Below are 24,412 nucleotides of genomic sequence, written 5' to 3'. Positions count from 1 at the left end.
TAGGTGAGGGATTTTATTCTACGAGCTCTATTTCATTATAAGTTTCACTTTATTTTACAAGAAAAACTTACGAATGTCATTCCAAGTTACAACTAACATAAGTAACATTAATAATGCAAAACCAATAAAGTGAACCATTCCTTCTTTTTGGCGATCAATTGGTTTTCCTCGTAACGCTTCAATTAAGAAGAAGAATAAACGGCCACCATCTAAAGCAGGAACTGGTAATAAATTAAATAAACCAAGATTAATGCTTAGAACTGCAGCTAAACTTAGTACACGCGTAAACCCATAATCTACAACTTGATCTGTTAGATTATAAATTCCTACTGGACCTGATAACTCATTAATAGAAAATTGACCAGTTACTAATTTAACAAGAGATTCAAAAATTAGTTTCGTCCATTGGTACGTTTGTTCAAATCCTGATTTAATAGAACCCATTACTGTTTTCTCTACAGGAGAATAAACACCGATTCTACCAACTTCGTCTTTTCCTTCTTTATCAAGTGTTGGCGTTACTTTCACATTAAACTGTTCATTATCACGCTTTACTTGTAACGTAATTTCTTTATTTGGGTTTTCACGTACAATAGTAACAACATCTTTCCATGTACTTGTGTTTTTCCCATCAATAGCTTGAATTGTATCATTCTCTTTCAATCCAGCTTGCTGTGCTGCACTGTTATCCATCACTTTTCCGACCATTGGTTTGTCAATAGGGGCCCCTTGTACAAATCCAAGAATCACAAAAATAACAAATGCTAAAATGAAGTTCATTGCAGGACCCGCAAAGATTGTTAAAGCGCGTTGCCCTAGTTTTTTCGAGCCAAATTGTCTATTATACGGGGCAATTTGAATTTCTTCCCCCGCAGTAATAATACGAGCCTTTTCATTCACTCGGAATGTTTGAAGCTCTTCCTCGTACTCTTCATAGCCCGAAATTGTTAAATTATGCTCCAAATCAGCTTGTTCGACTTCAATAACACGAACATTTGGATACTTTTCATATCCATCAAAAACTAATTTCACAACTTCGTCTTTTTCATTTAATACAAGGCCAACCTTTTTCCCAGGCTTTAACTCAACTGTGTCCGCATCCTCGCCAGCCATTCTTACATAGCCACCAAGGGGCAGTAATCGAATCGTATACACCGTTTCATTCTTTTCAAATGAGAATATTTTCGGACCAAAACCAATCGCAAACTCGCGGCATAAAATACCTGCTCTTTTTGCGAAATATAGATGCCCTAGCTCATGGAAAAATACGAGTGCACCGAAAATTAATATAAAGGCAATCGCTGTATTCAATTCCATAACCACCTTTGCTAAATTTGTTCCATCACAAACCGTCTTGTGGCCGCATCAATTTCCAAAATTTCCTCTAAGCTCGGTCGTGCAATGACATTGTGATGGTTCATTGCTTTTTCAATGAGGTCTTCCACTGTTAAGAAATTAATTCTCTTTTGTAAAAAGGCTTCAACAGCTACTTCATTCGCTGCGTTCATTACAGCTGGCATACTTCCACCTGCTTTTCCAGCTTCATACGCAAAACGTAAACAACGGAATCGTTCTTGGTCCATTTTCTCAAAATGCAACGTCCCTATTTCCCATAAGTTTAACTGTTTTGTGTCTGAAAGAGGCAATCTATCAGGATATGTAAGTGCGTATTGAATTGGTACTCGCATATCAGGTGAACCAAGCTGCGCCATTACACTACGATCTTCAAATTCAACCATAGAATGGATAATACTTTCTTTATGTAAAACAACATCGATTTGCTCATAAGGGATACCAAAAAGCCAATGTGCTTCAATTACTTCTAGTCCCTTATTCATCATTGTAGCAGAATCAATTGTAATTTTCGAACCCATTGACCAGTTTGGATGTCGAAGCGCATCTTCTACGGTCACACGATGCAATTCATCCCTCGTTTTATCGCGGAAACTTCCACCAGAAGCCGTTATAATAAGACGAGAAATTCTTTTTTCATTTTCACCATTCAAGCATTGAAAAATAGCCGAATGTTCACTATCAACTGGAAGTAACGAAACATTATGTTTTCGTGCTGCTTCCATTACAAGATGTCCTGCAGTTACTAACGTTTCTTTATTTGCAATTCCAATTGTTTTTTTCGCCTCAATTGCACGAAGTGTTGGTAACAACCCTACGCTACCTACAACAGCATTTACTACAATCTCCGCATCTGGATGTAATGCTACTTCTAAAAGTCCTTCACTACCATATACAATTTTTGTATTACCAGAAACAGATTGTAATTTTAAAACATCTTCCTCTCTTTGCACAGAGACGATTTGCGGAGAAAATTCTTGAATTACCTTTACTGCGTAGTCAATATTTTTCCCTACAGAAAAAGCAACGAGACGGAATTGGTCTGGGTGCGAGCGTAATACATCTAAAGTTTGTGTACCAATTGATCCGCTTGCACCTAATAAACTAATGTTTTTCATGACTCCAACCCCTCGTTCATTTATTAATTGTATTGTAATAAGAAATAAAGAATTGGTAAAACGAATAACCAACTATCTGTTCGGTCTAATATACCACCATGCCCAGGTAAAATTGTACCTGAATCCTTTACGCCATAATGACGTTTAAAAGCAGATTGTACTAAATCACCAATTTGTCCAAAAATAGAAATGATAATTGTCAGCACAATTAAAATTACTACATTCGATTCGACTGGGAAGAACACGTTGTAAACAAGTGCCACAATAATTCCACAAACGATTCCCCCTAATGAACCTTCAATCGTTTTATTTGGACTGATTTCTGGCCACAATTTTCTCTTGCCCAATGCTTTTCCTACAAAATATGCGCCTGAATCAGTAGCCCATATAACAAATAATGCGCAAAATACATATTTAATTCCTAATATTCTCGTTTCATTTAAATATAAGAATCCCATTGCCACATATGTCGTTGCCATCAGTAAAAATGAAGCATTATCAAAAGTAAATGTATTCTTAGAAAGGACTGTATATGATAAAAGTAATAAAACAATCACAAATGTGATTTCCAATTTACCTAATCCAATCCATGTAAACAGTTCTGATGCACTACTTGGAATTAAAAGAATCCACAATAATACTGCAGCTAAAACTGTTGGTATGGAAATAAGCGTAAGCTTATTCATACGAATTAATTCATATAAACCTATAGAAGCAAGTGCATACACTAAAACCGTAAAAGGCACGCCACCGTATATTACGATGGGAATGAATAGCGCGGCAGCAACCACTCCAGTAATAATTCTCTGTTTCACTACCAAACCCTCTCTTTCTACACGCCTCCGAATCTGCGCCCTCTATGTTGAAAGTCAGTAATCGCATTTAGCAAATGTTCTTCTTTGAAGTCTGGCCAATACACGTCTGTAAACCAAAACTCCGAATATGCAATTTGCCATAACATGAAATTACTAATACGTAGCTCTCCGCTTGTTCGGATTAACAACTCTGGATCAGGTAAAGAACTCGTCATTAAGTAGGAGGAAAGCATTTCTTCACTTACCTCTTCAGAACGAATTTTTCCTTCCTCATTATCTTTCATCATATGTTGCACAGCAGAAACGATTTCATCTCGACTTCCATAGTTTAACGCGAAATTAAGAATTAATCCCGTATTCTCTTTCGTATCTTCCATGGCTTTCTCCATCGCTCTGCGTGTATGCGTAGGAAGACGATCTTTTTGCCCTATTACTCGGACTTGTACGTTTTCTTCAATCAATTCTGGTAAAAATGTACCTAGAAATTCTTCTGGAAGCTTCATTAAATAATCAACTTCCTTTTTCGGTCTTTTCCAGTTCTCAGTTGAAAAAGCATAAAGAGTTAACACTTTCACATTAAGTTTACTTGCAAATTTTGTAATTTTCTTTACAACTTGCATACCTTCATGATGTCCCGCAATACGAGGCATTGCTCTCCTCTTTGCCCATCTTCCATTCCCATCCATAATGATGGCAATATGTTCTGGGATATATCCTTTTTTCACTTCTTCAACGAGATGATCAAACGATGTGTCCTTTTTACCTTTAAAAAAAGGAAAGTTTTTAAACATCATTCATACCCTCCAGCAAGCAGACGTATGCCTAAAAGTGTAAAAAGACCCCCTTAAGAAGAGGGTCATAATTGCGAAGTTATCGCTATTACACTTCCATGATTTCTTTTTCTTTGTTTTTTGCGATTTCGTCAACTTTTGCAATATATTTATCTGTTTCTTTTTGGATATCTTCAGTATATCCTCTTAAATCATCTTCTGTAATCTCGCCAGCTTTTTCAAGCTTCTTAAGATCATCATTTCCGTCACGACGTACGTTACGAACAGCAACTTTAGCTTCTTCAGCATATTTTTTCACAACTTTTACAAGATCACGACGACGTTCTTCTGTTAATGCAGGGAATGCAATACGAATTACAGTTCCATCATTAGAAGGATTTAAGCCTAAATCTGCTTTTAAAATTGCTTTTTCAATATCACCGATAGAAGTTTTATCATAAGGTTGAATTACTAGTAAACGCGCTTCTGGAACTGTAATGTTCGCTAATTGCACAACTGGTGTTGGTGCACCATAGTAATCAACTTGTACCTTATCTAATACAGACGCGTTTGCACGGCCAGCACGAACTGTTGCTAATTCACGAGAATAAGCAGCAACTGCTTTTTCCATTTTTTCATTTGAAGACTTCAATACTTGTTGTCCCATATTTATTTCCCCCTTACCACTGTTCCGATATTTTCGCCTAAAACGGCACGTTTAATATTACCTTTTTCCATAACTGAGAATACAATTAATGGAATATCATTATCCATACATAGAGAAGAAGCTGTAGAATCCATTACACCTAAACCTTCTTTTAATACGTCTAAGTAAGTAAGCGTTTCATATTTCGTAGCTGTTGGATCAATAGATGGATCCGCATTATATACACCATCTACATTGTTTTTCGCCATTAAAATTACATCTGCTTCAATTTCTGCCGCACGTAATGCTGCTGTTGTATCTGTAGAGAAGTATGGGTTACCTGTACCTGCTGCAAAGATAACAACACGTTTTTTCTCTAAGTGACGAACTGCTTTACGACGAATGTAAGGTTCTGCAACTTGACGCATCTCAATTGAAGTTTGTACACGAGTTTGAATTCCGATATTCTCCAAGCTATCTTGAAGAGCTAATGAATTCATAACTGTCGCTAACATGCCCATGTAATCTGCCCCTGCACGATCCATGCCCATTTCACTTCCAATTTTCCCACGCCAAATGTTACCGCCACCAACAACAACAGCAACCTCTACATCAAGTTCTGCAATTTCTTTTACTTGTTCCGCAACTGACTTAATAACAGTTGGGTTAATTCCAAATCCTTGCTCTCCAGCTAAAGCTTCTCCACTTAGCTTTAAAACGACACGATTATATTTCGGTTTACTCATAATGAACCTCCAATTGCTTACATCTTTATTTTAAAAAAGGGAACACAATGTGTTCCCTAATCTGTATTAGTTGCTACCTTTTACTTGGTTCATTACTTCTTCAGCAAAGTTGTCTTCGCGTTTTTCGATACCTTCACCAACAGCGTAGCGAACGAATCCTTTTAATGTTCCGCCTTTAGACTCAACGAACTGACGAACTTTCATATCAGGGTTTTTAACGAATGCTTGGTCAAGTAAGCAAATCTCTTCGAAGAATTTGCCTAAACGGCCTTCAACCATTTTTGCAACGATTTTCTCAGGCTTGCCTTCGTTTAATGCTTGTTGTGTTAATACTTGACGCTCATGCTCAACTTCTTCAGCTGTTACAGCATCGCGGTCGATGTATTTAGGGTTAACTGCAGCGATGTGCATTGCAACATCTTTAGCAGCAGCTTCATCAGTAGAACCTTCAAGAACTGTTAATACACCAATGCGTCCACCCATGTGTAGGTAAGCGCCGAATGCATCTGCATCAGTTTTTGATACGATTTCGAAACGACGAAGTGTAAGTTTTTCACCAATTTTAGCGATTGCTTCGTTGATGTGCTCTTCAACTTTTTTACCGTTTTCCATTGTTTGAGCCATAGCTTCTTCAACGTTAGCTGGTTTGTTAGTTAATAAGTGAGCAGCTAATTCTTTAATTAGTGTTTGGAAACCTTCGTTTTTCGCAACGAAATCAGTTTCAGAGTTTAATTCTAAGATTAAAGCGTCGTTACCGTTTGTTTCGATGAAAGTTAAACCTTCAGCAGCAATGCGGTCAGCTTTTTTAGCAGCTTTCGCAATACCTTTTTCACGTAAGAAGTCAATTGCCTTCTCCATGTCGCCGTTAGTTTCTGTTAAAGCTTTTTTGCAGTCCATCATACCTGCGCCAGTTTTTTCACGTAATTCTTTTACCATTTGAGCAGTGATTGCCATACTTTTCATCCTCCTAAAATATGTATTTATACCTTTTATAAAGGTGTTTATACCTTAAAAAAGGTGATAAAAGGCCGAACCCCTTATCACCTTTCCAACTTTGTTACGCAGTAACAGTTTCTTCACCTTGTTTTGCTTCAAGGATCGCGTCTGCCATTTTAGATGTAAGAAGTTTTACAGCACGAATTGCATCATCGTTTGCTGGGATAACGTGATCGATTTCGTCTGGATCACAGTTTGTATCAACGATACCGATGATTGGAATGTGTAATTTGCGTGCTTCAGCAACTGCAATACGCTCTTTACGAGGGTCTACTACGAATAATGCACTTGGAAGACCTTTCATATCTTTAATACCGCCTAAGAATTTCTCAAGACGCTCTAACTCTTTTTTAAGTTGAACAACTTCTTTCTTAGGAAGTACTTCAAAAGTACCATCTTCTTGCATTCTTTCGATGTCTTTAAGACGCTTGATACGCTTTTGGATTGTTTGGAAGTTTGTTAAAGTTCCGCCTAACCAACGTTGGTTAACGAAGTACATACCAGCACGAGTTGCTTCTTCTTTAATAGCTTCTTGTGCTTGTTTTTTAGTACCTACGAATAAGATGTCTCCGCCTTCAGCAGCGATGTCGCGCATCGTTCTGTAAGCTTCCTCAACTTTTTTCACAGTTTTTTGTAAGTCGATGATGTAGATACCGTTACGCTCTGTGAAAATGTAACGCTTCATTTTTGGGTTCCAACGACGAGTTTGATGTCCGAAATGAACACCAGCTTCAAGCAATTGCTTCATAGAAATTACTGACATAATATAGTTCCTCCTAAATGGTTTTTGATATCCTCCGTTTACTTCATCTCTAAGCGAAACTACAAACGTAGCACCAACACTTAAATCAGTAAACGTGTGTACTTTGTACTGACACCACTGCTTACTATATCATACTGAAATATTACAATCAAGTCGAAAATGCGAACAATGTAAAACTTTCTTTGTGCATACTCGAATTCTAGTATTACCAACCTTCATTTCTTTTAAGCAAAAAAATAAATACAATTAATAGTTTTCTCAGAAAACACGCTTATGACACTTTTCACAAGCACCATCTATCCATTGTACATAAAAAACTCTCCTCGATTGAGGAGAGTTTTTTACAAATTAGTTTGTTTTTAATTTAGCAAGTTCCTGTAGAAACTTGTCGTTTAGCACTTTAATGTATGTTCCTTTCATACCTAAAGAACGAGACTCAATAACACCAGCACTTTCTAATTTACGTAGTGCATTTACGATTACAGAACGAGTAATTCCTACGCGATCAGCAATTTTACTTGCAACAAGTAAACCTTCTGTTCCATTTAATTCTTCGAAGATGTGCTCAATCGCTTCTAACTCACTGTAAGATAATGAGCTGATCGCCATTTGAACAACAGCTTTACTACGTGCTTCCTCTTCGATTTCTTCTGCTTTTTCACGTAAGATTTCCATACCTACAACAGTTGAGCTGTACTCAGCAAGGATTAAATCATCATCTAAGAACTCTTGACCAAGACGAGCTAATACTAATGTACCTAGACGCTCACCGCCACCAACGATTGGTACGATTGTAGTTAAACCTTGACCAAATAATTCTCTGTTTTCTACTGGGAATGCTGTGTAAGCACTGTTCACATCTAAGTTTGAAGATGTTTCTGTAATGTTGAATAAGCTTTGTGTATATTCTTCTGGGAATTGACGTTCTGCAAGCATTTGCTTCATGCGTTCGTTTTCGATTTGTTGGTGAATTGCATAACCTAGTAATTTACCACGACGGCTAACTACGAATACGTTTGCTTCGATTACTTCACACATTGTGTCAGACATTTCTCTAAAGTTTACAGGCTTCCCTGCTGCGCTCTGTAATAACGCATTTAATTTTCTCGTTTTTGCTAATAATTCCATTTCAAAAGTTCCTCCTACATGTTACTCACATATTTTTTCATCACTTGGAAACTAGGGCGAGTCACCTGATGACACTATTACAAAATAAACTGGCTCACATCTTTATTTTTAGCAATTGTTGCTAATTTCTCCTCAACGTATTGAGGTGTTATCGTTATTTTCTCTAACGTAATTTCAGATGCTTCAAACGATAAATCTTCAAGGAGCTTCTCCATAATCGTATGAAGTCTTCTTGCTCCAATATTATCTGTATCCTGATTAACTTGATAAGCAATCTCAGCAATCTTACGAATAGCTTCGTCTGAAAATTCAATTTCTATACCTTCAGTCGCTAATAATGCCATATATTGTTTAATTAACGCATTGTCAGGCTCGATTAGTATTTTAACAAAATCGTCTGTCGATAATTTTGTTAATTCTACTCGAATCGGAAATCTCCCTTGCAATTCCGGAATTAAATCCGACGGTTTAGACATATGGAACGCTCCAGCTGCAACGAATAAAATATAATCCGTTTTTACTGATCCGTATTTTGTCGCAACATTCGACCCTTCTACAATCGGCAAAATGTCACGTTGCACACCTTCACGTGATACATCTACGCTATTCGACTGCTTACCAGCAATTTTGTCAATTTCATCGATAAAAATAATCCCGAGCTGTTCAGCACGATAAACAGCCTCTTGTGTAACTTCATCCATATCAATTAAGCGCTGTGCCTCTTCATTTGTCAAGAGTTTTCTTGCTTCTTTTACAGAAAGTTTACGTTTTTTCGTTTTTTTCGGCATAAAACTTCCTAGCGCATCTTGGAAATTCATCCCCATTTGCTCCATGCCAGTTCCTTGTAACATATCAAACATGGAAGACTGTTGTTCAGTCACTTCAATCGATACAATTTCGTCTTCAAGAAGCCCTGCAGCAAGCTTTCTCTCCACATCTTGACGCTTCTTTTCGATTTCAACATCTTCTTGTGTATCAGACGTTTGATTCGAATTTTGAGTGCCTCCAAAAAGCATCTCTAATGGATTTTTGAATCCAGATTGTTTCTCTGGACTCGGCACTAAAATTTCAACAAGACGTTGATTCGCTTGCTCTTCGGCTTTATCTTGAACTTTCACTACCATTTCTTCTTTTACGATACGAACCGATGTTTCCACCAGGTCACGTACCATCGACTCTACATCTCTACCCACATATCCAACTTCTGTGAATTTTGTAGCCTCAACCTTAATAAAAGGTGCTCCAACGAGTTTCGCCATTCGTCGTGCTACCTCTGTTTTCCCAACACCTGTCGGTCCAATCATTAAGATATTTTTAGGTGCAATTTCGTCACGTAAATTTTCAGCTAATTTACTGCGACGATATCGATTTCTCAACGCTACAGCAACCGCTTTCTTTGCGTCTTTTTGACCGATGATGTATTGATCTAATTTTTCCACAATTTGGCGCGGAGTAAAATGTAAATGCATATAAAATGCCTCCCTTACGATTCTACAATTCTTCAACAATTATGTTGTGATTCGTATAAACACAAATATCGCCAGCAATCTCTAAACTCGCTTTCGCAATTTGCTTCGCTGTTAAGTGTTCACTTGCATATTGCTTTAAAGCACGACCTGCAGAAAGTGCATAATTTCCACCAGATCCAATTGCTAAAATACCATCATCCGGTTCAATCACTTCTCCTGTACCTGAAACAAGGAGCATAGTTGTTTTATCCATGACAATGAGCATTGCTTCTAGCTGACGTAACATTTTATCGCCACGCCATTGTTTGGCCATTTCAACAGCAGCACGCTGCAAGTTGCCATTATACTCTTCTAATTTCCCTTCAAACATTTCAAAAAGAGTAAATGCGTCAGCAACTGATCCTGCGAAACCAGCTAAAACTTTACCTTGGAAAAGTTTACGAACTTTACGAGCTGTATGTTTCATTACAACAGCATTTCCCATTGTCACTTGGCCATCTCCAGCCATTGCACATTCTCCATTATGATGAACTGCAAATATCGTTGTAGCGTGGAAATTTCCCATAGAAAAAACTCCTTTATTTGTTTTTATAGCTTTTAAAGCAATTTATGCCCGCGGGTGATGCTTCATGTAAACAGAACGCAATCTTTCTTTAGAGACATGCGTATAAATTTGTGTCGTCGACAAATTTTCATGGCCTAATAACTCCTGTACAGTACGTAAATCCGCCCCTTCATCTAGCATATGTGTAGCAAATGTATGCCTTAACATATGGGGACTTATCCGCATTGTCAGCGAAGCCTTTTTAATGAGTTCATTTAAAACATAACGAACTCCACGACTTGTTAGCGGTTTACCTTTCGCATTTAAAAATACCATATGAGAGTCTTCGTCAGTCTTATTAACTAACTGTTTTCTCCCATTCTCTATATAAGTAATTAAAGAATCTTGCGCATAGCTTCCGAACGGAATATACCTTTGTTTTTTTCCTTTTCCCATTACTAAAATTGTTCCCACCGCAAAGTCAATATCGGTAAGTTGTAAATTGACACATTCACTCACACGGATCCCAGTCGCATACATCAACTCTAACAAAGCTTGATTCCTTTGACCTAATGGTGTTTCCGTGTCAGAAACTTCAAATAATTCCTCTAACTCTTCAGCATATAAAAACTTTGGGATTGACAATTCTTTTTTGGGGAGTGACGCAAGTGCAAACGGATTATCCTTTCGATAACCTTCACGCATCAAAAAACGATATAAACTTCGTAAGCTTGATACTTTTCTTGCGACAGATTTACGGGCTAACTTCTCATCGTGCAACGTCGTTAAGTACAAACGAACATCCGCGTATGTAACGTCTAAAAAAGAGGATATGCCTTCTCGTTCCATAAATTGCACAAAATGTTCTAAATCATTTTGATAACTTGCAATTGTATATTTTGAATAATTTCTTTCAATTTGTAAATATCCAACGAATAATTGTAACAATTTCTTCACATTCACACAACTCACCTCAATAAAGGCTACTAAATCGTATCACAACTTAGTAGCCTTTGCAAGAAATTTAACTAAATATTTACAAAATTTCGAATCGTTTCTAAAGCGCGTGCTGCGTACGCTTCATTTCGTTCTGCTTTCTTTTTAATCTTCTTCTCTAACGGTGCAAATAGACCGAAGTTCGCATTCATCGGTTGGAAGTTTTTAGCGTTCGTTGCCGTAATGTAATTTGCCATGCTACCCATCGCAGTTACTGGCGGTAATACAACTGGCTCTTCACCTTGCACAAGACGCGCAGCATTAATTCCTGCTAATAATCCTGATGCTGCTGATTCAACATATCCCTCTACTCCAGTCATTTGACCAGCGAAGAATAAATCATCCCGTTGTTTATATTGATATGTTGGACGAAGCAAATTAGGTGAATTAATAAACGTATTACGATGCATTACACCATAACGTACAATCTCTGCATTTTCCAATCCTGGGATTAACTGTAGCACTTCTTTTTGCGGTCCCCACTTTAAATGTGTTTGGAAACCTACGATATTGTATAAAGTTCCCGCTGCATCATCTTGACGTAACTGAACAACAGCATATGGCGTTTTCCCTGTTTTTGGATCTTCCAATCCAACAGGTTTCATAGGTCCAAATACTAACGTCTGTCTCCCTCTACTTGCCATAACCTCTACTGGCATACAACCTTCAAAGAAAATTTCTTTTTCAAACTCTTTTAAAGGCACTGTCTCAGCAGCAATTAGAGCCTCATAAAAACGATCAAACTCTTCTTCTGTCATTGGGCAATTTAAATATGCAGCTTCACCTTTGTCATAACGCGATTTTAAATATACTTTATTCATGTCAATGCTGTCTTTTTCTACGATTGGGGCTGCAGCATCATAGAAGTAGAAATAATCTTCTCCTGTTAATTCTTTCAATTTTGCAGAAAGATCAGGAGATGTTAATGGACCTGTAGCAATAATTGTCGGTCCCTCTGGAATATCTGTAATTTCTTCATTCATTACAGTTACATTTGGATGGTTCTTTACGTATTCTGTTACTTTAGCTGCGAACTCATGACGGTCTACAGCTAAAGCGCCTCCAGCTGGTACAGAGCACTCATCCGCCGCACGAATAATTACAGAATCCATTAAGCGCATTTCCTCTTTAATAACTCCAACTGCATTTGTTAAAGTGTTTGCACGAAGTGAGTTACTACATACTAATTCAGCGAATTTATCTGTGTGATGAGCTGGCGTTTGCCTTACCGGTCTCATTTCATATAATCTAACTTGGACACCACGTTTTGCAATTTGGTAAGCTGCTTCACTTCCTGCAAGACCTGCGCCAATGACGTTTACTACTTGTGTTGTCATTTATATCACCTTTCCTTTTCTTCCCGAAAAAAATGTGAGCAGTTACGCTCACATTTGTTGTTCTTCTTCATAATCGCACGAAATACATTGTACTTGCACGCCTTTTTTCAACTTTTTCTCTACAAGCATGCCTTCGCACTTCGGACACTTACGACCAATTGGCTTATCCCAAGATACAAAGTCGCATTCCGGATACGTACCGCACCCATAGAAAAGACGTTTCTTTTTATTACTACGGCGTTCAATAATTTGACCCTTATCACACTTTGGACAAGTAACACCGATTTCTTTCACAATCGGCTTTGTATTACGACAATCTGGGAAATTCGAGCAAGCCATAAATTTCCCGTATTTACCCATTTTAAAGACCATTGGGTGATTACATAATTCACAATCTTCCCCAGCTGGTTCATCTTTAATTTCCACTTCACGCATTTCTTTTTCCGCTTTTTCTAAACGCGGTTCAAAACCTACGTAGAAATCATCAACAATTTTTACCCAATTCGCATTTCCTTCTTCTACTTCATCAAGGCTTTGCTCCATATTGGCAGTAAATTCAATGTTAATAATTTCTGGGAAAAACTCTAAAATAAGTTCAATTACTATTTCACCAAGTTCAGTCGGAACGAAGCGTTTATTATCCAAGCCTACATACCCACGCTTTTGAATCGTTTCAAGTGTAGGTACATATGTCGACGGTCTTCCAATTCCAAGTTCTTCAAGTGTTCTTACTAGGCGAGCCTCTGTATAGCGCGGAGGAGGTTGTGTAAAATGTTGCTTTGGTTCTAAATCCTTTGAAAATACAGTTTCCCCTACTTCTAAAGGCGGCAACATCTTATCCTTTTCTTCAGCACCATCATCTTTTGACTCTACATACACTTTCATAAATCCTGGGAACTTTACAACCGATCCACTTGCACGGAACTGAACATTGTTATTAATGAGTCTCGCTGTCACAGTATCCATTATAGCAGACGCCATTTGACTTGCAACAAATCGCTCCCAAATCAATTTATATAATCGAAGTTGATCACGACCTAAGAAACTTTTTAGTTCCTCTGGCTTTCTCATTACCGAAGTAGGACGAATTGCCTCATGCGCATCTTGTGCATTTGACTTTTTCGTTTCTTTCTTCTTTTCTGTTCCTATGTATTCCGTACCATACGCTTCAGTGATGTAAGTACGAGCCTCTGTTTGAGCTGTTTCTGAGATACGTGTTGAATCAGTTCTCATATACGTAATAAGACCTACAGTTCCTTGTTTTCCAAGATCTATCCCTTCATACAATTGCTGTGCAAGCATCATTGTTTTCTTTGCTCGCATGTTTAACTTACGGGCTGCTTCTTGTTGCAAGGAAGATGTTGTAAACGGTAATGCAGGATTACGTTTTCGCTCTTTGCGCGTTACATTTTCAACTGAAAACGCATTCTCTTTCATCTGTTCAATTATTTCATTCACTTGCGTTTCATTTGTTAATTGAACTTTTTCACCATCTACACCGTAAAAGCTTGCTTCAAATGTGTCTTTTCCTTTTACAAATTCTGTTTTAATTGTCCAGAATTCTTCAGGTTCAAAGTTTTGAATTTCCCTTTCACGCTCGATGATTAAACGAACTGCTACAGATTGTACACGCCCTGCACTTAATCCTTTTTTTACTTTCTTCCATAATAAAGGACTAATATTGTAACCAACAAGACGATCAAGTATACGTCTTGCTTGTTGTGCATCCACTAAATCCATATTAATTGCACGAGGATGTTTAAATGATTCTTTGATTGCATCTTTCGTAATCTCATTAAACACAACCCGACAATCTGATTCAACGTCCACATTTAACGTATTCGCTAAATGCCAAGCAATCGCTTCCCCTTCACGGTCTGGATCGGCCGCGAGATAGACTTTCTTTGCTTTTTTGGCCGCTGATTTTAAATCTTTTAAGACGGGACCTTTACCACGAATGGTAATATACTTCGGGGTGAAGTTGTTCTTTACTTCTATCCCCATTTGACTTTTTGGCAAATCGCGAACATGTCCCATAGACGCGACAACTTTGTATTTTTTCCCTAAATATTTCTCAATGGTCTTCGCCTTAGAAGGCGACTCCACGATTACGAGGTAATCTGACATGCTAGTGCCTCCTTAAGAGGTGGATTCAAGTCTTCATTAATCTTATTGATTTCTCTTGTTTTTGTCAATCAAGAATGAATATACCATACAGTGCCAATCTACCATTTGTCAATAATTGTTTAATAAAAACATAAAAATATAAGGTTAATTTAAAATCTCTTCCAAGATATCTTCTGCATTTCTTACTAGTTTTGCTCCTTGCTGAATAAGATGATTCGTTCCCGATGCCCCCTCTATAAATATAGGTCCAGGAAGCGCAAACACCTCTCTATTTTGCTCTAACGCAAGGTCCGCAGTAATAAGTGTTCCACTTCTCGATTTCGCTTCTACAACTAAAACACCTTTACTTATACCACTAATAATCCGGTTTCTTTTTGGAAAATACCATTTTTTCGGTGCATAGTGCGGCGGATACTCTGTCAATAACAATATATATTCCTTCCACATTTCATATAAATGTCTATTTTCTTTCGGATACATAAAAGACAATCCATGCCCTAATATCGCAATAGTCGGGCAATGATGCCTTACTGTAATCTCATGAGACATTGTATCTATCCCTTTTGCAAACCCACTGACAATAAGCCACTCTCTTTCTAATAAAGGGTGTAAAATAAACTTCAAACTCTCATGACCATATAATGATGGTTCTCTCGTTCCAACAACTGCTAATTTATTTACTTTATTCAGGAAATCTTTCTCTCCTTTTCCATATAAAACGAAGGGAGGGTCTTGTATTTCACGTAATAATTGCGGATAATCTTCATCCCATACCGTTATATAAAAAATACGATTTTTCTCTAAATAAGATATATATTGCGGAAGATTTGAACTTTGAAGAAATTTTACTAGTTCTGAAGATTTTTCCGAGGACATTCCAGTGTAGTGTTCCATTTGTTTTTCGTTAAAATTATATATGTTCTTTAATTCTGGATCGACATATAGTAGCCTCTCCATCGCTTTCCAATAATCTGCTAGCAAGTAATGAACATGTAATAATCTCTCTCTTTTCATCTCAATTCTCCTTACCCATAATTTTTATTATGTAAACAGAAAAAAGTGTAAAAAGACACCCTCAAGTAAGAAGGTGTCTTTCAACAGATTAATAGTTTTTACAAGTCTCAAATAAACCTTTTTCTTTTAAAACAGAGATTAGCGTTTCTCCCATAACTGCTGGAGTTTCAGCTACTTTAATGCCACAAGCTTCCATTGTTTTAATCTTTTCAGCAGCAGTTCCTTTACCGCCAGAAATGATTGCACCAGCATGGCCCATACGTTTGCCAGCAGGCGCTGTTTGACCACCAATGAAGCCTACAACAGGTTTTGTCATATTAGCTTTTACCCATTCAGCTGCCTCTTCTTCTGCTGTACCGCCGATTTCACCAATCATAATTACAGCATGTGTTTCTTCATCTTCATTAAATGCTTTTAAAGCATCAATAAAGTCTGTACCGTTAACAGGATCTCCGCCGATACCTACAGCAGTAGATTGGCCAATACCTTCTTGTGTTAACTGATGTACAGCTTCATACGTTAATGTACCAGAGCGAGATACGATACCAACATGACCTTTTTTATGAATATATCCTGGCATAATACCAATCTTACATTCATCCGGTGTGATTACACCTGGGCAGTTTGGTCCAAGTAAACGTGTATGTTTACCCGCCATATATCTCTTTACGTTTACCATATCTAATACAGGAATCCCTTCAGTAATACATACTACTAAATCAATTTCTGCATCAACAGCTTCCATAATTGCATCTGCCGCAAAAGCGGGTGGAACGTATACAACTGAAGCGTTTGCGCCTGTTGCTTTCACTGCATCTTCTACTGTATCAAATACTGGTACACCTTCAATATCAGTGCCGCCCTTACCTGGTGTTACACCACCGACAATTTTCGTACCGTATTCAATCATTTGTTTTGTATGGAATAAACCTTGAGAACCTGTAATACCTTGAACAATAACTTTTGTATCTTTATTAACTAATACGCTCATTTTTCTCCCCCGCTTTCTATTAGCCCACTAGTGAAACAATTTTTTGTGCACCGTCTGCCATAGATTCTGCTGCAACAATATTTAAGCCAGACTCATTTAAAATTTTCTTACCTAGTTCTACGTTTGTACCTTCAAGACGTACAACTAAAGGTAACTCAAGACCTACTTGTTTCGTTGCTTCAATAACACCTTCTGCAATAACATCACACTTCATAATGCCACCAAAAATGTTAACAAAGATACCTTTTACATTTTTGTCAGAAAGGATAATTTTGAATGCTTCTGTAACTTTTTCTGCAGTTGCACCGCCACCAACATCTAAGAAGTTAGCTGGGTCACCGTGGTAATGTTTAATGATATCCATTGTAGCCATCGCTAAACCTGCACCATTAACCATACAACCGATATTTCCATCTAAAGGAATGTAGTTTAAGTCGTATTTTGAAGCTTCAATTTCTTTTGAATCCTCTTCATCAAGATCACGAAGCTCTAAAATGTCTTTATGGCGATATAATGCATTAGAATCAAAGTTTAATTTTGCATCTAATGCCATAACTTTACCTTCACCTGTTGTAACAAGTGGGTTAATCTCAGCGATAGAGCAATCTTTTTCGATAAACGCACGGTATAAGCCCATCATAAACTTCACAGCTTGTCCTACAAGCTCTTTTGGAATATTGATGTTAAATGCGATTCGGCGCGCTTGGAAACCTTGTAAGCCTACTGCTGGATCAATATATTCTTTAAAGATTTTTTCAGGTGTTTTTTCTGCTACTTCTTCAATTTCTGTTCCGCCTTCTTCAGACGCCATTAAAACAACTTGAGAAGTTGCACGATCTAAAACTAGACCTACATAATATTCTTTTTTAATATCGCAACCTTCTTCGATAAGTAAGCGTTTTACTTCCTTACCTTCAGGACCTGTTTGATGTGTCACAAGTGTAGTTCCTAAAATGCTTTCTGCATATGTACGAACTTCATCTAAATTTTTTGCAACTTTTACTCCGCCAGCTTTGCCGCGTCCACCAGCGTGAATTTGTGCTTTCACTACACATACATCTGTTCCTAATTCTTTCGCCGCTTCTACAGCTTCTTCTACTGTAAATGCAACCTTCCCGTTCGGAACGCTAACCCCATAGCTTCTAAGGACTGCCTTACCTTGGTACTCATGGATATTCATGGTCCCATCCTCCCCTGTTTTCCTGTTTTACTCGAAAAGTTTTTTAATGTTTAAAAAACATTACATTGCCATTGTATAAGATGATTGGCACGCTGTCTACAATAAAGTGTCAGAAAACTGAAATCGCTTTATTCTTTTTCGGAAATAGTAATGTTTATATGCCAAAATAAAAAAATAAGCTGTATATTTACAGCTTATTTTTGAATCATATCTTTAATTGGCGCGAATGACTTTCGGTGTTCATCTAATACTCCATGCACTTGAATTGCCTCTAAATGTTGCTTTGTGCCATATCCCATATGTTGCTCAAATCCATATTGAGGATACTTCTCTCCCAGTTCTTTCATCATACGATCTCTCGTTACTTTTGCGATAATGGATGCGGCTGAAATCGAAACACTTTTCGCATCACCTTTAATAATTGATGTTTGCGGAATTGGTGTAGGAAGTTTCATCGCATCAATTAATAAATGTTGGGGTGTACAAGATAAATTCGCAACTGCATCTAACATCGCTTGTTTCGTTGCTTGGTAAATATTAATGTCATCAATAACTTGCGGCGATACAATTCCTACTCCAATTGCAATTGCTTGTACTTTTATTTCATCATAAAAACGCTCACGTTTCGCTTCACTCAACTTTTTCGAATCATTTAACCCTGGAATATAAAAATCCTCAGGAAGAACGACAGCTGCCGTCACAACAGGCCCAGCCAATGGCCCGCGCCCTACTTCATCAATACCCGCGATATATGTGACCCCTTTTTCACGCAAAGCATTTTCATACTTGGACATTTCAAAAAACTTCTCTTTTTCTTTCTGTTCTAACTCTTTTTGTTTATACCACTTCAAAACGAGCTTTTGAACACCTTTTCGATCATCTTTCATTAACAGTTGAAAGCGATCATCTTCTTCATTCATAATTTCTTTCAATACATTTTCCGCTTCTTTTATCGTTATAGTTTGCATTTATACAAGCTCCTTTTTAAACATATCCAAAAAGAAAAGACGCACAAACGCACGTCTTATACTTCTTCTATTTTTTCCACACCTTCTACTTGCTCTGCAAACTCTTCCGGTGTTTCAAACGTCATTTTTCCAAGTTTGCCACCACGAAGCTCACGAAGCACAAGCTCAGATGTCTTATCATAATCAATCATTCCGCCGCCCATTAAGCAGCCTCTATTTTTTCCAATTGCATCGAATAATTCCACAATATCTTCTGGAATCTCATTTAAATTATAGCGTTCTTTCAAGCGTTCTGGATAATGTTTCTCCATAAAACGTAATGCGTAAACAGCTACATCTTGTAAATTTAAAATTGAATCTTTAATTGCACCCGTTGTCGCTAAGCGAAGACCCACTAATTGATCTTCAAATTTAGGCCACAGAATACCTGGTGTATCTAACAATTCCATTTCCTTCCCAACTTTAATCCATTGTTGAGCTGTTGTCACACCTGGACGATCTCCTGTTTTAGCAATATTTTTCTTTGCCAATTTATTAATCAATGTAGATTTACCAACATTTGGTATACCTACAATTAATGCACGAATCGCTCTCGGTCTAATACCTTTTGCAACCATTTTATCAAATTTTTCTTTAACAAGCACTTTACAAGCTGCTGCAATTTCCTTCATACCTTGTCCAGCTTGCGCGTTAATTGAAATTGCCATATGGCCTTTTTCTTTAAAATATGCGATCCATTGTTTTGTTAAACGATCATCTGCCATATCCGCTTTATTTAAAACAACAAGCCTTGGCTTATGTGTAATGATTTCATCAATCATTGGGTTTCGAGATGATAATGGTAATCGAGCATCTACAAGTTCAATTACAACATCAATTAATTTTAATTTCTCCGTTACTTGGCGTCTAGCCTTCGCCATATGCCCTGGAAACCATTGAATTACCATGTTGCCACCTTCTTTTTCATTTATTTCACAATACGTGCGTCTTCTAACGGCCAATATAACATATTAGCTTTACCAATTACTTGATCCATTGAAATCGTACCGATTGAACGGCTATCTTTACTAAAACGACGATTATCACCTAAAACAAATAATTGATCTTTTGGAACGGTTTTCTTGCCTGTCATTTCTTCAAGATTAAAATCATATGTAAGCGGTCCGTCAGCAATTTGCTTTTTCTGCTTGTCTAAATACGGCTCCTCATAAGCCTTTCCGTTAACATACAGTTTATCATTACGATACTCTATTTCATCGCCTGGCAGGCCTATAATGCGCTTAATGTAATCTTTATCTTCTGTTGCTCGAAATACGATAATATCAAAGCGTTTTGGATCTCCAATGTGATAACCAATTTTATTCACAATCATTCGATCACGATCATGTAAAGTAGGTGCCATCGATACCCCGTCTACGAGAATTGGTGCAAAGAAAAACTGTCTAATAACACCAGCTAATACAACAGCAATCAAAATTGCTTTAATCCATTCCCAAAGTGAACTCTTCTCTTTTTTCATGCATTTCCCCTCCACGGTTATGTAAACTGCTCGTATTATACCAAAATTTCATATAGATTGGAAAAAGGGAGCTTGTGCATTTACAAGCTCCCATACATGTCTTATCGAATTTCTTTAATACGTGCTTTTTTACCGCGAAGGTTACGTAAGTAGTATAACTTAGCACGACGTACTTTACCACGGCGAAGTACTTCGATTTTCGCGATTCTTGGCGTGTGAACTGGGAATGTACGCTCAACACCTACACCGTAAGAAATCTTACGAACTGTGAATGTTTCACTGATTCCGCCACCACGACGTTTAATTACAACACCTTCGAAAAGCTGAATTCTTTCACGAGTTCCCTCAACAACTTTTACGTGTACACGTAAAGTGTCCCCAGGACGGAATGAAGGAAGGTCAGTTTTTAATTGGCCTTTTGTAATTTCTGCGATTAATTGTTGCATATTAAATTCTCTCCTTTAAACAGATGCTCTTATAAAGTCTTAATAAATTACAGCGGAACATCGTTAATACGGCTACTGATTTCAGTAGCACAAATGTTATAATAGCATATTACTAGGCCTGTTGCAATAGCAAATATATGAAGTTATTACTGCTCTCGCTTTATTTCCTCAAGCCATTTTTTCTCTTGTTTAGATAACTCTCTCTCATCTAATAAATCAGGTCTACGCGTATACGTTCGGCGCAAAGATTCCTTATGTCGCCATTCATCAATGTTTTTATGATTCCCTGACATTAATACATCCGGTACCTTCATACCACGAAAATCAGCTGGACGTGTATAATGAGGATGCTCTAATAAACCTGTACTAAACGAATCCTCTACTTGTGAAGCATGATTTCCTAGCACACCTGGCAAGAGACGTACCACACTATCAGTAATAACCATAGAGGCTAATTCTCCGCCCGTTAATACATAGTCACCAATAGAAATCTCATCCGTTACGAGATGCTCACGAATTCGTTCGTCATATCCTTCATAATGCCCACATACGAAGATTAAATGTTCTTCCCCTGCAAGCTCTTCCGCTTTCTTCTGCGTAAATCTTTCGCCCTGCGGACACATTAAGACAACTCTCGGCTTACGCTCTGTCTCTTTCGTCAAATCTTCTACAGCATCAAAAATAGGCTGAGGAGTAAGCACCATACCAGCTCCTCCGCCGTAAGGATAATCGTCTACGCTATTATGCTTACTTGTTGTATAATCACGAAAGTTAACAACACGAAGGTTTACCGCTTCTTTTTCTTGCGCCTTCTTTAATATAGAAGATCCAAATACACCGGTAAACATGTCTGGGAACAACGTTAAAATATCAATTTTCATTATAGCAGCCCTTCCATTACATGAATGGTTACTAATTTATTTTCAACATTAACTTGAAGTACAACGTCATCGATATAAGGAATTAAGAGATCTTGACCCTTCGGGCGTTTAATTACCCAAACATCATTTGCACCAGGAGATAGAATCTCTTTGATTGTCCCTAGCGCTTCTCCTTCTTCCGTTACAACACTGCAACCAATAATTTCATGATAGTAGTATTCACCTTCAGCAAGTTCACCTAACTGGTCTTCTGGTACTTTTATTAAAGAACCTTTAAACTTCTCTACTTCATCTACATTGTTATATCCTTCAAATGTTAATAAATCGAATGTCTTATGTTGGCGATGAGAAGTTACCTTTACCGGAAGATAGTCTGTGCCTTTCTCATTCGATATGTATAGCGTGTTTCCTACTTTATATCGCTCTTCTGGAAAATCAGTACGAGAAATAACACGGATTTCTCCTCTTACGCCATGAGTATTTACAATTTTCCCTACGTTAAACCATTTTGTCATAAATAGTATGTCACCCCTGGTTTCTATATAAATTAAGCATCTCCATTTCACAGATGGAACATGCAATCTCTATTTAAATGTTAAAAAAGGGAGAGGAATAACTCCTCGCCCTTTTTACGTTTATTGAATTTCCAGTGTTACTTTTTCATCATTATGATGTCCCACTGAATACAAGAGCATTCGAATCGCTTTCGCAACTCTCCCTTGCTTTCCAATGACTTTTCCAACATCCTCAGGATGTACAGTTAATCGATACTTTATCTCTCCGTTGCAAAGTTCCTGTGTAACTTTTACATCTTCAGGATAATCGACAAGAGGCTTGACAATCGTCTCGACTAACTTCTTCATAGTCATTGCCTCAATTACTTACCTTGTTTAGATAAGTGGAATTTCTCCATGATACCTTGGTTAGAGAATAAGTTACGAACTGTATCAGATGGTTTAGCACCATTTCCTAACCATTTTAATGCTGCTTCTTCGTTGATCTTAACTTCAGCTGGTTGAGCAACTGGATTGTAAGTTCCGATTTCCTCAATGAAACGTCCGTCACGAGGAGAACGAGAATCTGCAACAACTACACGATAGAAAGGAGTTTTTTTAGCTCCCATACGTTTTAAACGAATTTTAACTGCCATTTATAAAGCACCTCCGAATTTATTTCACACAGATAATTATATTAGCAAAAAGACTATTGCTTTGTAAAGTATTTTTTCTTAACAGAGCCATCTTTTTTTCCTTACATGAATGGAAACTTCAATCCACCTAGTCCTTTTTTCTTACCTTTTTGCATTCCCGTCATCGTCTTCATCATTTTTTTCATGTCATCGAATTGCTTAATTAGACGATTGATTTCTTGTACAGTTGTACCGCTACCTTTGGCAATGCGCTTTTTGCGACTAGCATTGATTATTTCCGGTTGTTCTCGTTCTAATTTAGTCATAGAACGAATAATTGCCTCAATATGCCCAATTTGTTTTTCATCAACTTGCGCATTTTTCAGCCCTTTAATTTTATTTGCACCAGGAAGCATTCCTAACAATTCATCAAGCGGCCCAAGTTGGCGCACTTGTCCAAGTTGTTCTAGGAAATCGTCAAGCGTAAACGAAAGCGTACGCATTTTTTGCTCAAGTTCTTTTGCTTTCTCTTCATCAACTGTAGCTTGCGCTTTTTCAATCAATGTTAAGACATCGCCCATCCCTAAAATACGGGATGCCATACGCTCTGGATGGAACGCTTCAATTGCATCTAGTTTTTCACCCATACCAGCAAATTTAATCGGCGTGTTTGTTACAGCCTTAATAGATAATGCAGCACCACCGCGCGTATCACCATCTAATTTCGTTAATACAACACCTGTTAAACCTAACTGTTCATGAAAACTTTGTGCAACATTTACCGCGTCTTGCCCCGTCATCGCATCGACAACAAGGAAAATTTCATCCGGTTTCGCAACTTCTTTCACTTTCGCTAATTCATCCATTAATTCTTCATCAATATGCAGGCGACCCGCTGTATCGATTAAAACATAATCGTGATGATCTTCTTTTGCTTTTGCAATCGCTTGTTTCGCAATTTCAACAGGACTTACTTGATCTCCTAAAGAAAATACAGGCATGTCCAATTGCTTCCCTAATGTTTCAAGCTGTTTAATCGCTGCTGGACGGTAAATATCCGCTGCAACAAGCATCGGTTTACGATTATGCTTTTTACGAAGCAAATTCGCAAGCTTACCTGTCGTCGTTGTTTTACCCGCACCTTGCAGACCAACCATCATAATAACAGTCGGTGGCTTATTAGCAACAGCAATTTTGCTTTGCTCTCCGCCCATAAGTTCTGTAAGTTCTTCCTGTACAACTTTAATTACTTGTTGTCCAGGTGTCAAACTTTTCATTACATCTTGTCCGACAGCACGTTCAGACACACGCTTCACAAAATCTTTTACTACTTTAAAGTTAACATCCGCTTCTAAAAGAGCTAGACGAACTTCTCTCATCATTTCTTTCACATCGGCTTCAGAAACTTTTCCTTTGCCGCGGATTTTTTGCATTGTCTGTTGAAGTCGGTCGGCTAATCCTTCAAATGCCATATTG

26 protein-coding genes are annotated in these 24,412 nt (G+C 37.7%); all 26 read right to left on the bottom strand.

The annotated features are described in order from the left end of the window. Positions 1 to 54 precede the first annotated feature (54 nt). Positions 55 to 1,311 carry an RIP metalloprotease RseP gene (gene rseP, locus ACQGS6_RS03130; RefSeq protein WP_426964878.1) on the bottom strand — a complete coding sequence of 419 codons (1,257 nt, stop codon included), beginning with the start codon at positions 1,309 to 1,311 and terminating at the stop codon, positions 55 to 57. A 17-nt stretch (positions 1,312 to 1,328) separates the two neighbouring features. Further along, on the bottom strand, positions 1,329 to 2,471 hold the full coding sequence (gene dxr / locus ACQGS6_RS03125) for a 1-deoxy-D-xylulose-5-phosphate reductoisomerase (RefSeq protein WP_000790376.1): 1,143 nt from the start codon (positions 2,469 to 2,471) through the stop codon (positions 1,329 to 1,331). A gap of 23 nt (positions 2,472 to 2,494) precedes the next feature. Further along, positions 2,495 to 3,286: a phosphatidate cytidylyltransferase gene (gene cdsA, locus ACQGS6_RS03120; protein WP_000813580.1), complete on the bottom strand. Its 792-nt coding sequence runs from the start codon at positions 3,284 to 3,286 to the stop codon at positions 2,495 to 2,497. A gap of 17 nt (positions 3,287 to 3,303) precedes the next feature. Beyond that, the gene (gene uppS, locus ACQGS6_RS03115) at positions 3,304 to 4,080 is read right to left on the bottom strand and encodes an isoprenyl transferase (protein WP_000971296.1); all 777 of its coding nucleotides are present in this window, start codon (positions 4,078 to 4,080) and stop codon (positions 3,304 to 3,306) included. Between the two features lie 85 nt (positions 4,081 to 4,165). After that, positions 4,166 to 4,723, bottom strand: a complete 558-nt coding sequence (frr, locus tag ACQGS6_RS03110) for a ribosome recycling factor (RefSeq protein ID WP_000531501.1) — start codon at positions 4,721 to 4,723, stop codon at positions 4,166 to 4,168. Between the two features lie 2 nt (positions 4,724 to 4,725). Then, positions 4,726 to 5,448, bottom strand: coding sequence for a UMP kinase (gene pyrH / locus ACQGS6_RS03105; RefSeq protein WP_000042668.1), 723 nt, complete (start codon positions 5,446 to 5,448; stop codon positions 4,726 to 4,728). A 66-nt stretch (positions 5,449 to 5,514) separates the two neighbouring features. After that, entirely contained in the window at positions 5,515 to 6,402 is an 888-nt protein-coding gene (gene tsf, locus ACQGS6_RS03100) for a translation elongation factor Ts (protein ID WP_001018578.1), read from the bottom strand. 103 nt (positions 6,403 to 6,505) lie between these two features. Continuing rightward, a complete protein-coding gene (gene rpsB / locus ACQGS6_RS03095; RefSeq protein ID WP_000111485.1) occupies positions 6,506 to 7,207 on the bottom strand; it encodes a 30S ribosomal protein S2 in 702 nt (233 codons plus the stop codon). Between the two features lie 348 nt (positions 7,208 to 7,555). Further along, positions 7,556 to 8,335, bottom strand: coding sequence for a GTP-sensing pleiotropic transcriptional regulator CodY (gene codY, locus ACQGS6_RS03090; protein WP_000421290.1), 780 nt, complete (start codon positions 8,333 to 8,335; stop codon positions 7,556 to 7,558). Between the two features lie 77 nt (positions 8,336 to 8,412). Then, positions 8,413 to 9,804, bottom strand: a complete 1,392-nt coding sequence (hslU, locus tag ACQGS6_RS03085) for an ATP-dependent protease ATPase subunit HslU (RefSeq protein ID WP_000550087.1) — start codon at positions 9,802 to 9,804, stop codon at positions 8,413 to 8,415. A gap of 22 nt (positions 9,805 to 9,826) precedes the next feature. Further along, entirely contained in the window at positions 9,827 to 10,369 is a 543-nt protein-coding gene (gene hslV / locus ACQGS6_RS03080; protein ID WP_000526272.1) for an ATP-dependent protease proteolytic subunit HslV, read from the bottom strand. A gap of 42 nt (positions 10,370 to 10,411) precedes the next feature. After that, positions 10,412 to 11,311: a tyrosine recombinase XerC gene (gene xerC, locus ACQGS6_RS03075; protein WP_001101241.1), complete on the bottom strand. Its 900-nt coding sequence runs from the start codon at positions 11,309 to 11,311 to the stop codon at positions 10,412 to 10,414. 65 nt (positions 11,312 to 11,376) lie between these two features. Further along, positions 11,377 to 12,681, bottom strand: a complete 1,305-nt coding sequence (trmFO, locus tag ACQGS6_RS03070; protein ID WP_000213002.1) for an FADH(2)-oxidizing methylenetetrahydrofolate--tRNA-(uracil(54)-C(5))-methyltransferase TrmFO — start codon at positions 12,679 to 12,681, stop codon at positions 11,377 to 11,379. Between the two features lie 48 nt (positions 12,682 to 12,729). Then, entirely contained in the window at positions 12,730 to 14,808 is a 2,079-nt protein-coding gene (gene topA, locus ACQGS6_RS03065; RefSeq protein WP_001286964.1) for a type I DNA topoisomerase, read from the bottom strand. Positions 14,809 to 14,952: 144 nt separating this feature from the next. After that, positions 14,953 to 15,822 carry a DNA-processing protein DprA gene (gene dprA, locus ACQGS6_RS03060; protein ID WP_000818062.1) on the bottom strand — a complete coding sequence of 290 codons (870 nt, stop codon included), beginning with the start codon at positions 15,820 to 15,822 and terminating at the stop codon, positions 14,953 to 14,955. An 88-nt stretch (positions 15,823 to 15,910) separates the two neighbouring features. Next, positions 15,911 to 16,813 carry a succinate--CoA ligase subunit alpha gene (gene sucD, locus ACQGS6_RS03055; RefSeq protein ID WP_000115178.1) on the bottom strand — a complete coding sequence of 301 codons (903 nt, stop codon included), beginning with the start codon at positions 16,811 to 16,813 and terminating at the stop codon, positions 15,911 to 15,913. A gap of 19 nt (positions 16,814 to 16,832) precedes the next feature. Next, positions 16,833 to 17,993, bottom strand: a complete 1,161-nt coding sequence (sucC, locus tag ACQGS6_RS03050; RefSeq protein WP_001020791.1) for an ADP-forming succinate--CoA ligase subunit beta — start codon at positions 17,991 to 17,993, stop codon at positions 16,833 to 16,835. A 194-nt stretch (positions 17,994 to 18,187) separates the two neighbouring features. Then, positions 18,188 to 18,961 (bottom strand): ribonuclease HII, encoded by a 774-nt coding sequence (locus ACQGS6_RS03045; protein ID WP_001193513.1) that lies wholly within the window; start codon positions 18,959 to 18,961, stop codon positions 18,188 to 18,190. A 56-nt stretch (positions 18,962 to 19,017) separates the two neighbouring features. Continuing rightward, positions 19,018 to 19,908 (bottom strand): ribosome biogenesis GTPase YlqF, encoded by an 891-nt coding sequence (ylqF, locus tag ACQGS6_RS03040; protein WP_000236703.1) that lies wholly within the window; start codon positions 19,906 to 19,908, stop codon positions 19,018 to 19,020. A 20-nt stretch (positions 19,909 to 19,928) separates the two neighbouring features. Further along, on the bottom strand, positions 19,929 to 20,480 hold the full coding sequence (lepB, locus tag ACQGS6_RS03035) for a signal peptidase I (RefSeq protein ID WP_000711853.1): 552 nt from the start codon (positions 20,478 to 20,480) through the stop codon (positions 19,929 to 19,931). Positions 20,481 to 20,581: 101 nt separating this feature from the next. Then, the gene (gene rplS, locus ACQGS6_RS03030; RefSeq protein WP_001186516.1) at positions 20,582 to 20,926 is read right to left on the bottom strand and encodes a 50S ribosomal protein L19; all 345 of its coding nucleotides are present in this window, start codon (positions 20,924 to 20,926) and stop codon (positions 20,582 to 20,584) included. A 146-nt stretch (positions 20,927 to 21,072) separates the two neighbouring features. Then, on the bottom strand, positions 21,073 to 21,807 hold the full coding sequence (gene trmD / locus ACQGS6_RS03025) for a tRNA (guanosine(37)-N1)-methyltransferase TrmD (protein ID WP_000686903.1): 735 nt from the start codon (positions 21,805 to 21,807) through the stop codon (positions 21,073 to 21,075). Next, entirely contained in the window at positions 21,807 to 22,322 is a 516-nt protein-coding gene (rimM, locus tag ACQGS6_RS03020) for a ribosome maturation factor RimM (RefSeq protein WP_426964875.1), read from the bottom strand. Before rimM ends, trmD begins: the two co-directional genes overlap by 1 nt. A 120-nt stretch (positions 22,323 to 22,442) precedes the next feature. After that, a complete protein-coding gene (locus tag ACQGS6_RS03015) occupies positions 22,443 to 22,670 on the bottom strand; it encodes a KH domain-containing protein (RefSeq protein WP_000737401.1) in 228 nt (75 codons plus the stop codon). 14 nt (positions 22,671 to 22,684) lie between these two features. Then, positions 22,685 to 22,957, bottom strand: coding sequence for a 30S ribosomal protein S16 (gene rpsP, locus ACQGS6_RS03010; RefSeq protein WP_000268750.1), 273 nt, complete (start codon positions 22,955 to 22,957; stop codon positions 22,685 to 22,687). Positions 22,958 to 23,058: 101 nt separating this feature from the next. Next, positions 23,059 to 24,408 (bottom strand): signal recognition particle protein, encoded by a 1,350-nt coding sequence (gene ffh, locus ACQGS6_RS03005; RefSeq protein WP_000863460.1) that lies wholly within the window; start codon positions 24,406 to 24,408, stop codon positions 23,059 to 23,061. Positions 24,409 to 24,412 lie beyond the last annotated feature (4 nt).

It is taken from the genome of Bacillus sp. GMs2/2 (assembly GCF_050172095.1).
Lineage (GTDB): Bacteria > Bacillota > Bacilli > Bacillales > Bacillaceae_G > Bacillus_A > Bacillus_A cereus.
This window is presented reverse-complemented; position numbering and strand designations above follow the sequence as displayed.

Coding starts and splice junctions, on each gene's coding strand:
- ffh (WP_000863460.1), bottom strand. CDS start 24,408: ATGGCATTTGAAGGATTAGCCGACCGACTTCAACAGACAATGCAAAAA.
- rimM (WP_426964875.1), bottom strand. CDS start 22,322: ATGACAAAATGGTTTAACGTAGGGAAAATTGTAAATACTCATGGCGTA.
- uppS (WP_000971296.1), bottom strand. CDS start 4,080: ATGATGTTTAAAAACTTTCCTTTTTTTAAAGGTAAAAAGGACACATCG.
- sucC (WP_001020791.1), bottom strand. CDS start 17,993: ATGAATATCCATGAGTACCAAGGTAAGGCAGTCCTTAGAAGCTATGGG.
- pyrH (WP_000042668.1), bottom strand. CDS start 5,448: ATGAGTAAACCGAAATATAATCGTGTCGTTTTAAAGCTAAGTGGAGAA.
- codY (WP_000421290.1), bottom strand. CDS start 8,335: ATGGAATTATTAGCAAAAACGAGAAAATTAAATGCGTTATTACAGAGC.
- dprA (WP_000818062.1), bottom strand. CDS start 15,822: ATGAAAAGAGAGAGATTATTACATGTTCATTACTTGCTAGCAGATTAT.
- sucD (WP_000115178.1), bottom strand. CDS start 16,813: ATGAGCGTATTAGTTAATAAAGATACAAAAGTTATTGTTCAAGGTATT.
- lepB (WP_000711853.1), bottom strand. CDS start 20,480: ATGAAAAAAGAGAAGAGTTCACTTTGGGAATGGATTAAAGCAATTTTG.
- rplS (WP_001186516.1), bottom strand. CDS start 20,926: ATGCAACAATTAATCGCAGAAATTACAAAAGGCCAATTAAAAACTGAC.
- frr (WP_000531501.1), bottom strand. CDS start 4,723: ATGGGACAACAAGTATTGAAGTCTTCAAATGAAAAAATGGAAAAAGCA.
- rpsB (WP_000111485.1), bottom strand. CDS start 7,207: ATGTCAGTAATTTCTATGAAGCAATTGCTTGAAGCTGGTGTTCATTTC.
- ACQGS6_RS03015 (WP_000737401.1), bottom strand. CDS start 22,670: ATGAAGAAGTTAGTCGAGACGATTGTCAAGCCTCTTGTCGATTATCCT.
- tsf (WP_001018578.1), bottom strand. CDS start 6,402: ATGGCAATCACTGCTCAAATGGTAAAAGAATTACGTGAAAAAACTGGC.
- trmD (WP_000686903.1), bottom strand. CDS start 21,807: ATGAAAATTGATATTTTAACGTTGTTCCCAGACATGTTTACCGGTGTA.
- topA (WP_001286964.1), bottom strand. CDS start 14,808: ATGTCAGATTACCTCGTAATCGTGGAGTCGCCTTCTAAGGCGAAGACC.
- hslU (WP_000550087.1), bottom strand. CDS start 9,804: ATGCATTTACATTTTACTCCGCGCCAAATTGTGGAAAAATTAGATCAA.
- dxr (WP_000790376.1), bottom strand. CDS start 2,471: ATGAAAAACATTAGTTTATTAGGTGCAAGCGGATCAATTGGTACACAA.
- trmFO (WP_000213002.1), bottom strand. CDS start 12,681: ATGACAACACAAGTAGTAAACGTCATTGGCGCAGGTCTTGCAGGAAGT.
- rpsP (WP_000268750.1), bottom strand. CDS start 22,957: ATGGCAGTTAAAATTCGTTTAAAACGTATGGGAGCTAAAAAAACTCCT.
- ylqF (WP_000236703.1), bottom strand. CDS start 19,908: ATGGTAATTCAATGGTTTCCAGGGCATATGGCGAAGGCTAGACGCCAA.
- hslV (WP_000526272.1), bottom strand. CDS start 10,369: ATGGGAAATTTCCACGCTACAACGATATTTGCAGTTCATCATAATGGA.
- ACQGS6_RS03045 (WP_001193513.1), bottom strand. CDS start 18,961: ATGCAAACTATAACGATAAAAGAAGCGGAAAATGTATTGAAAGAAATT.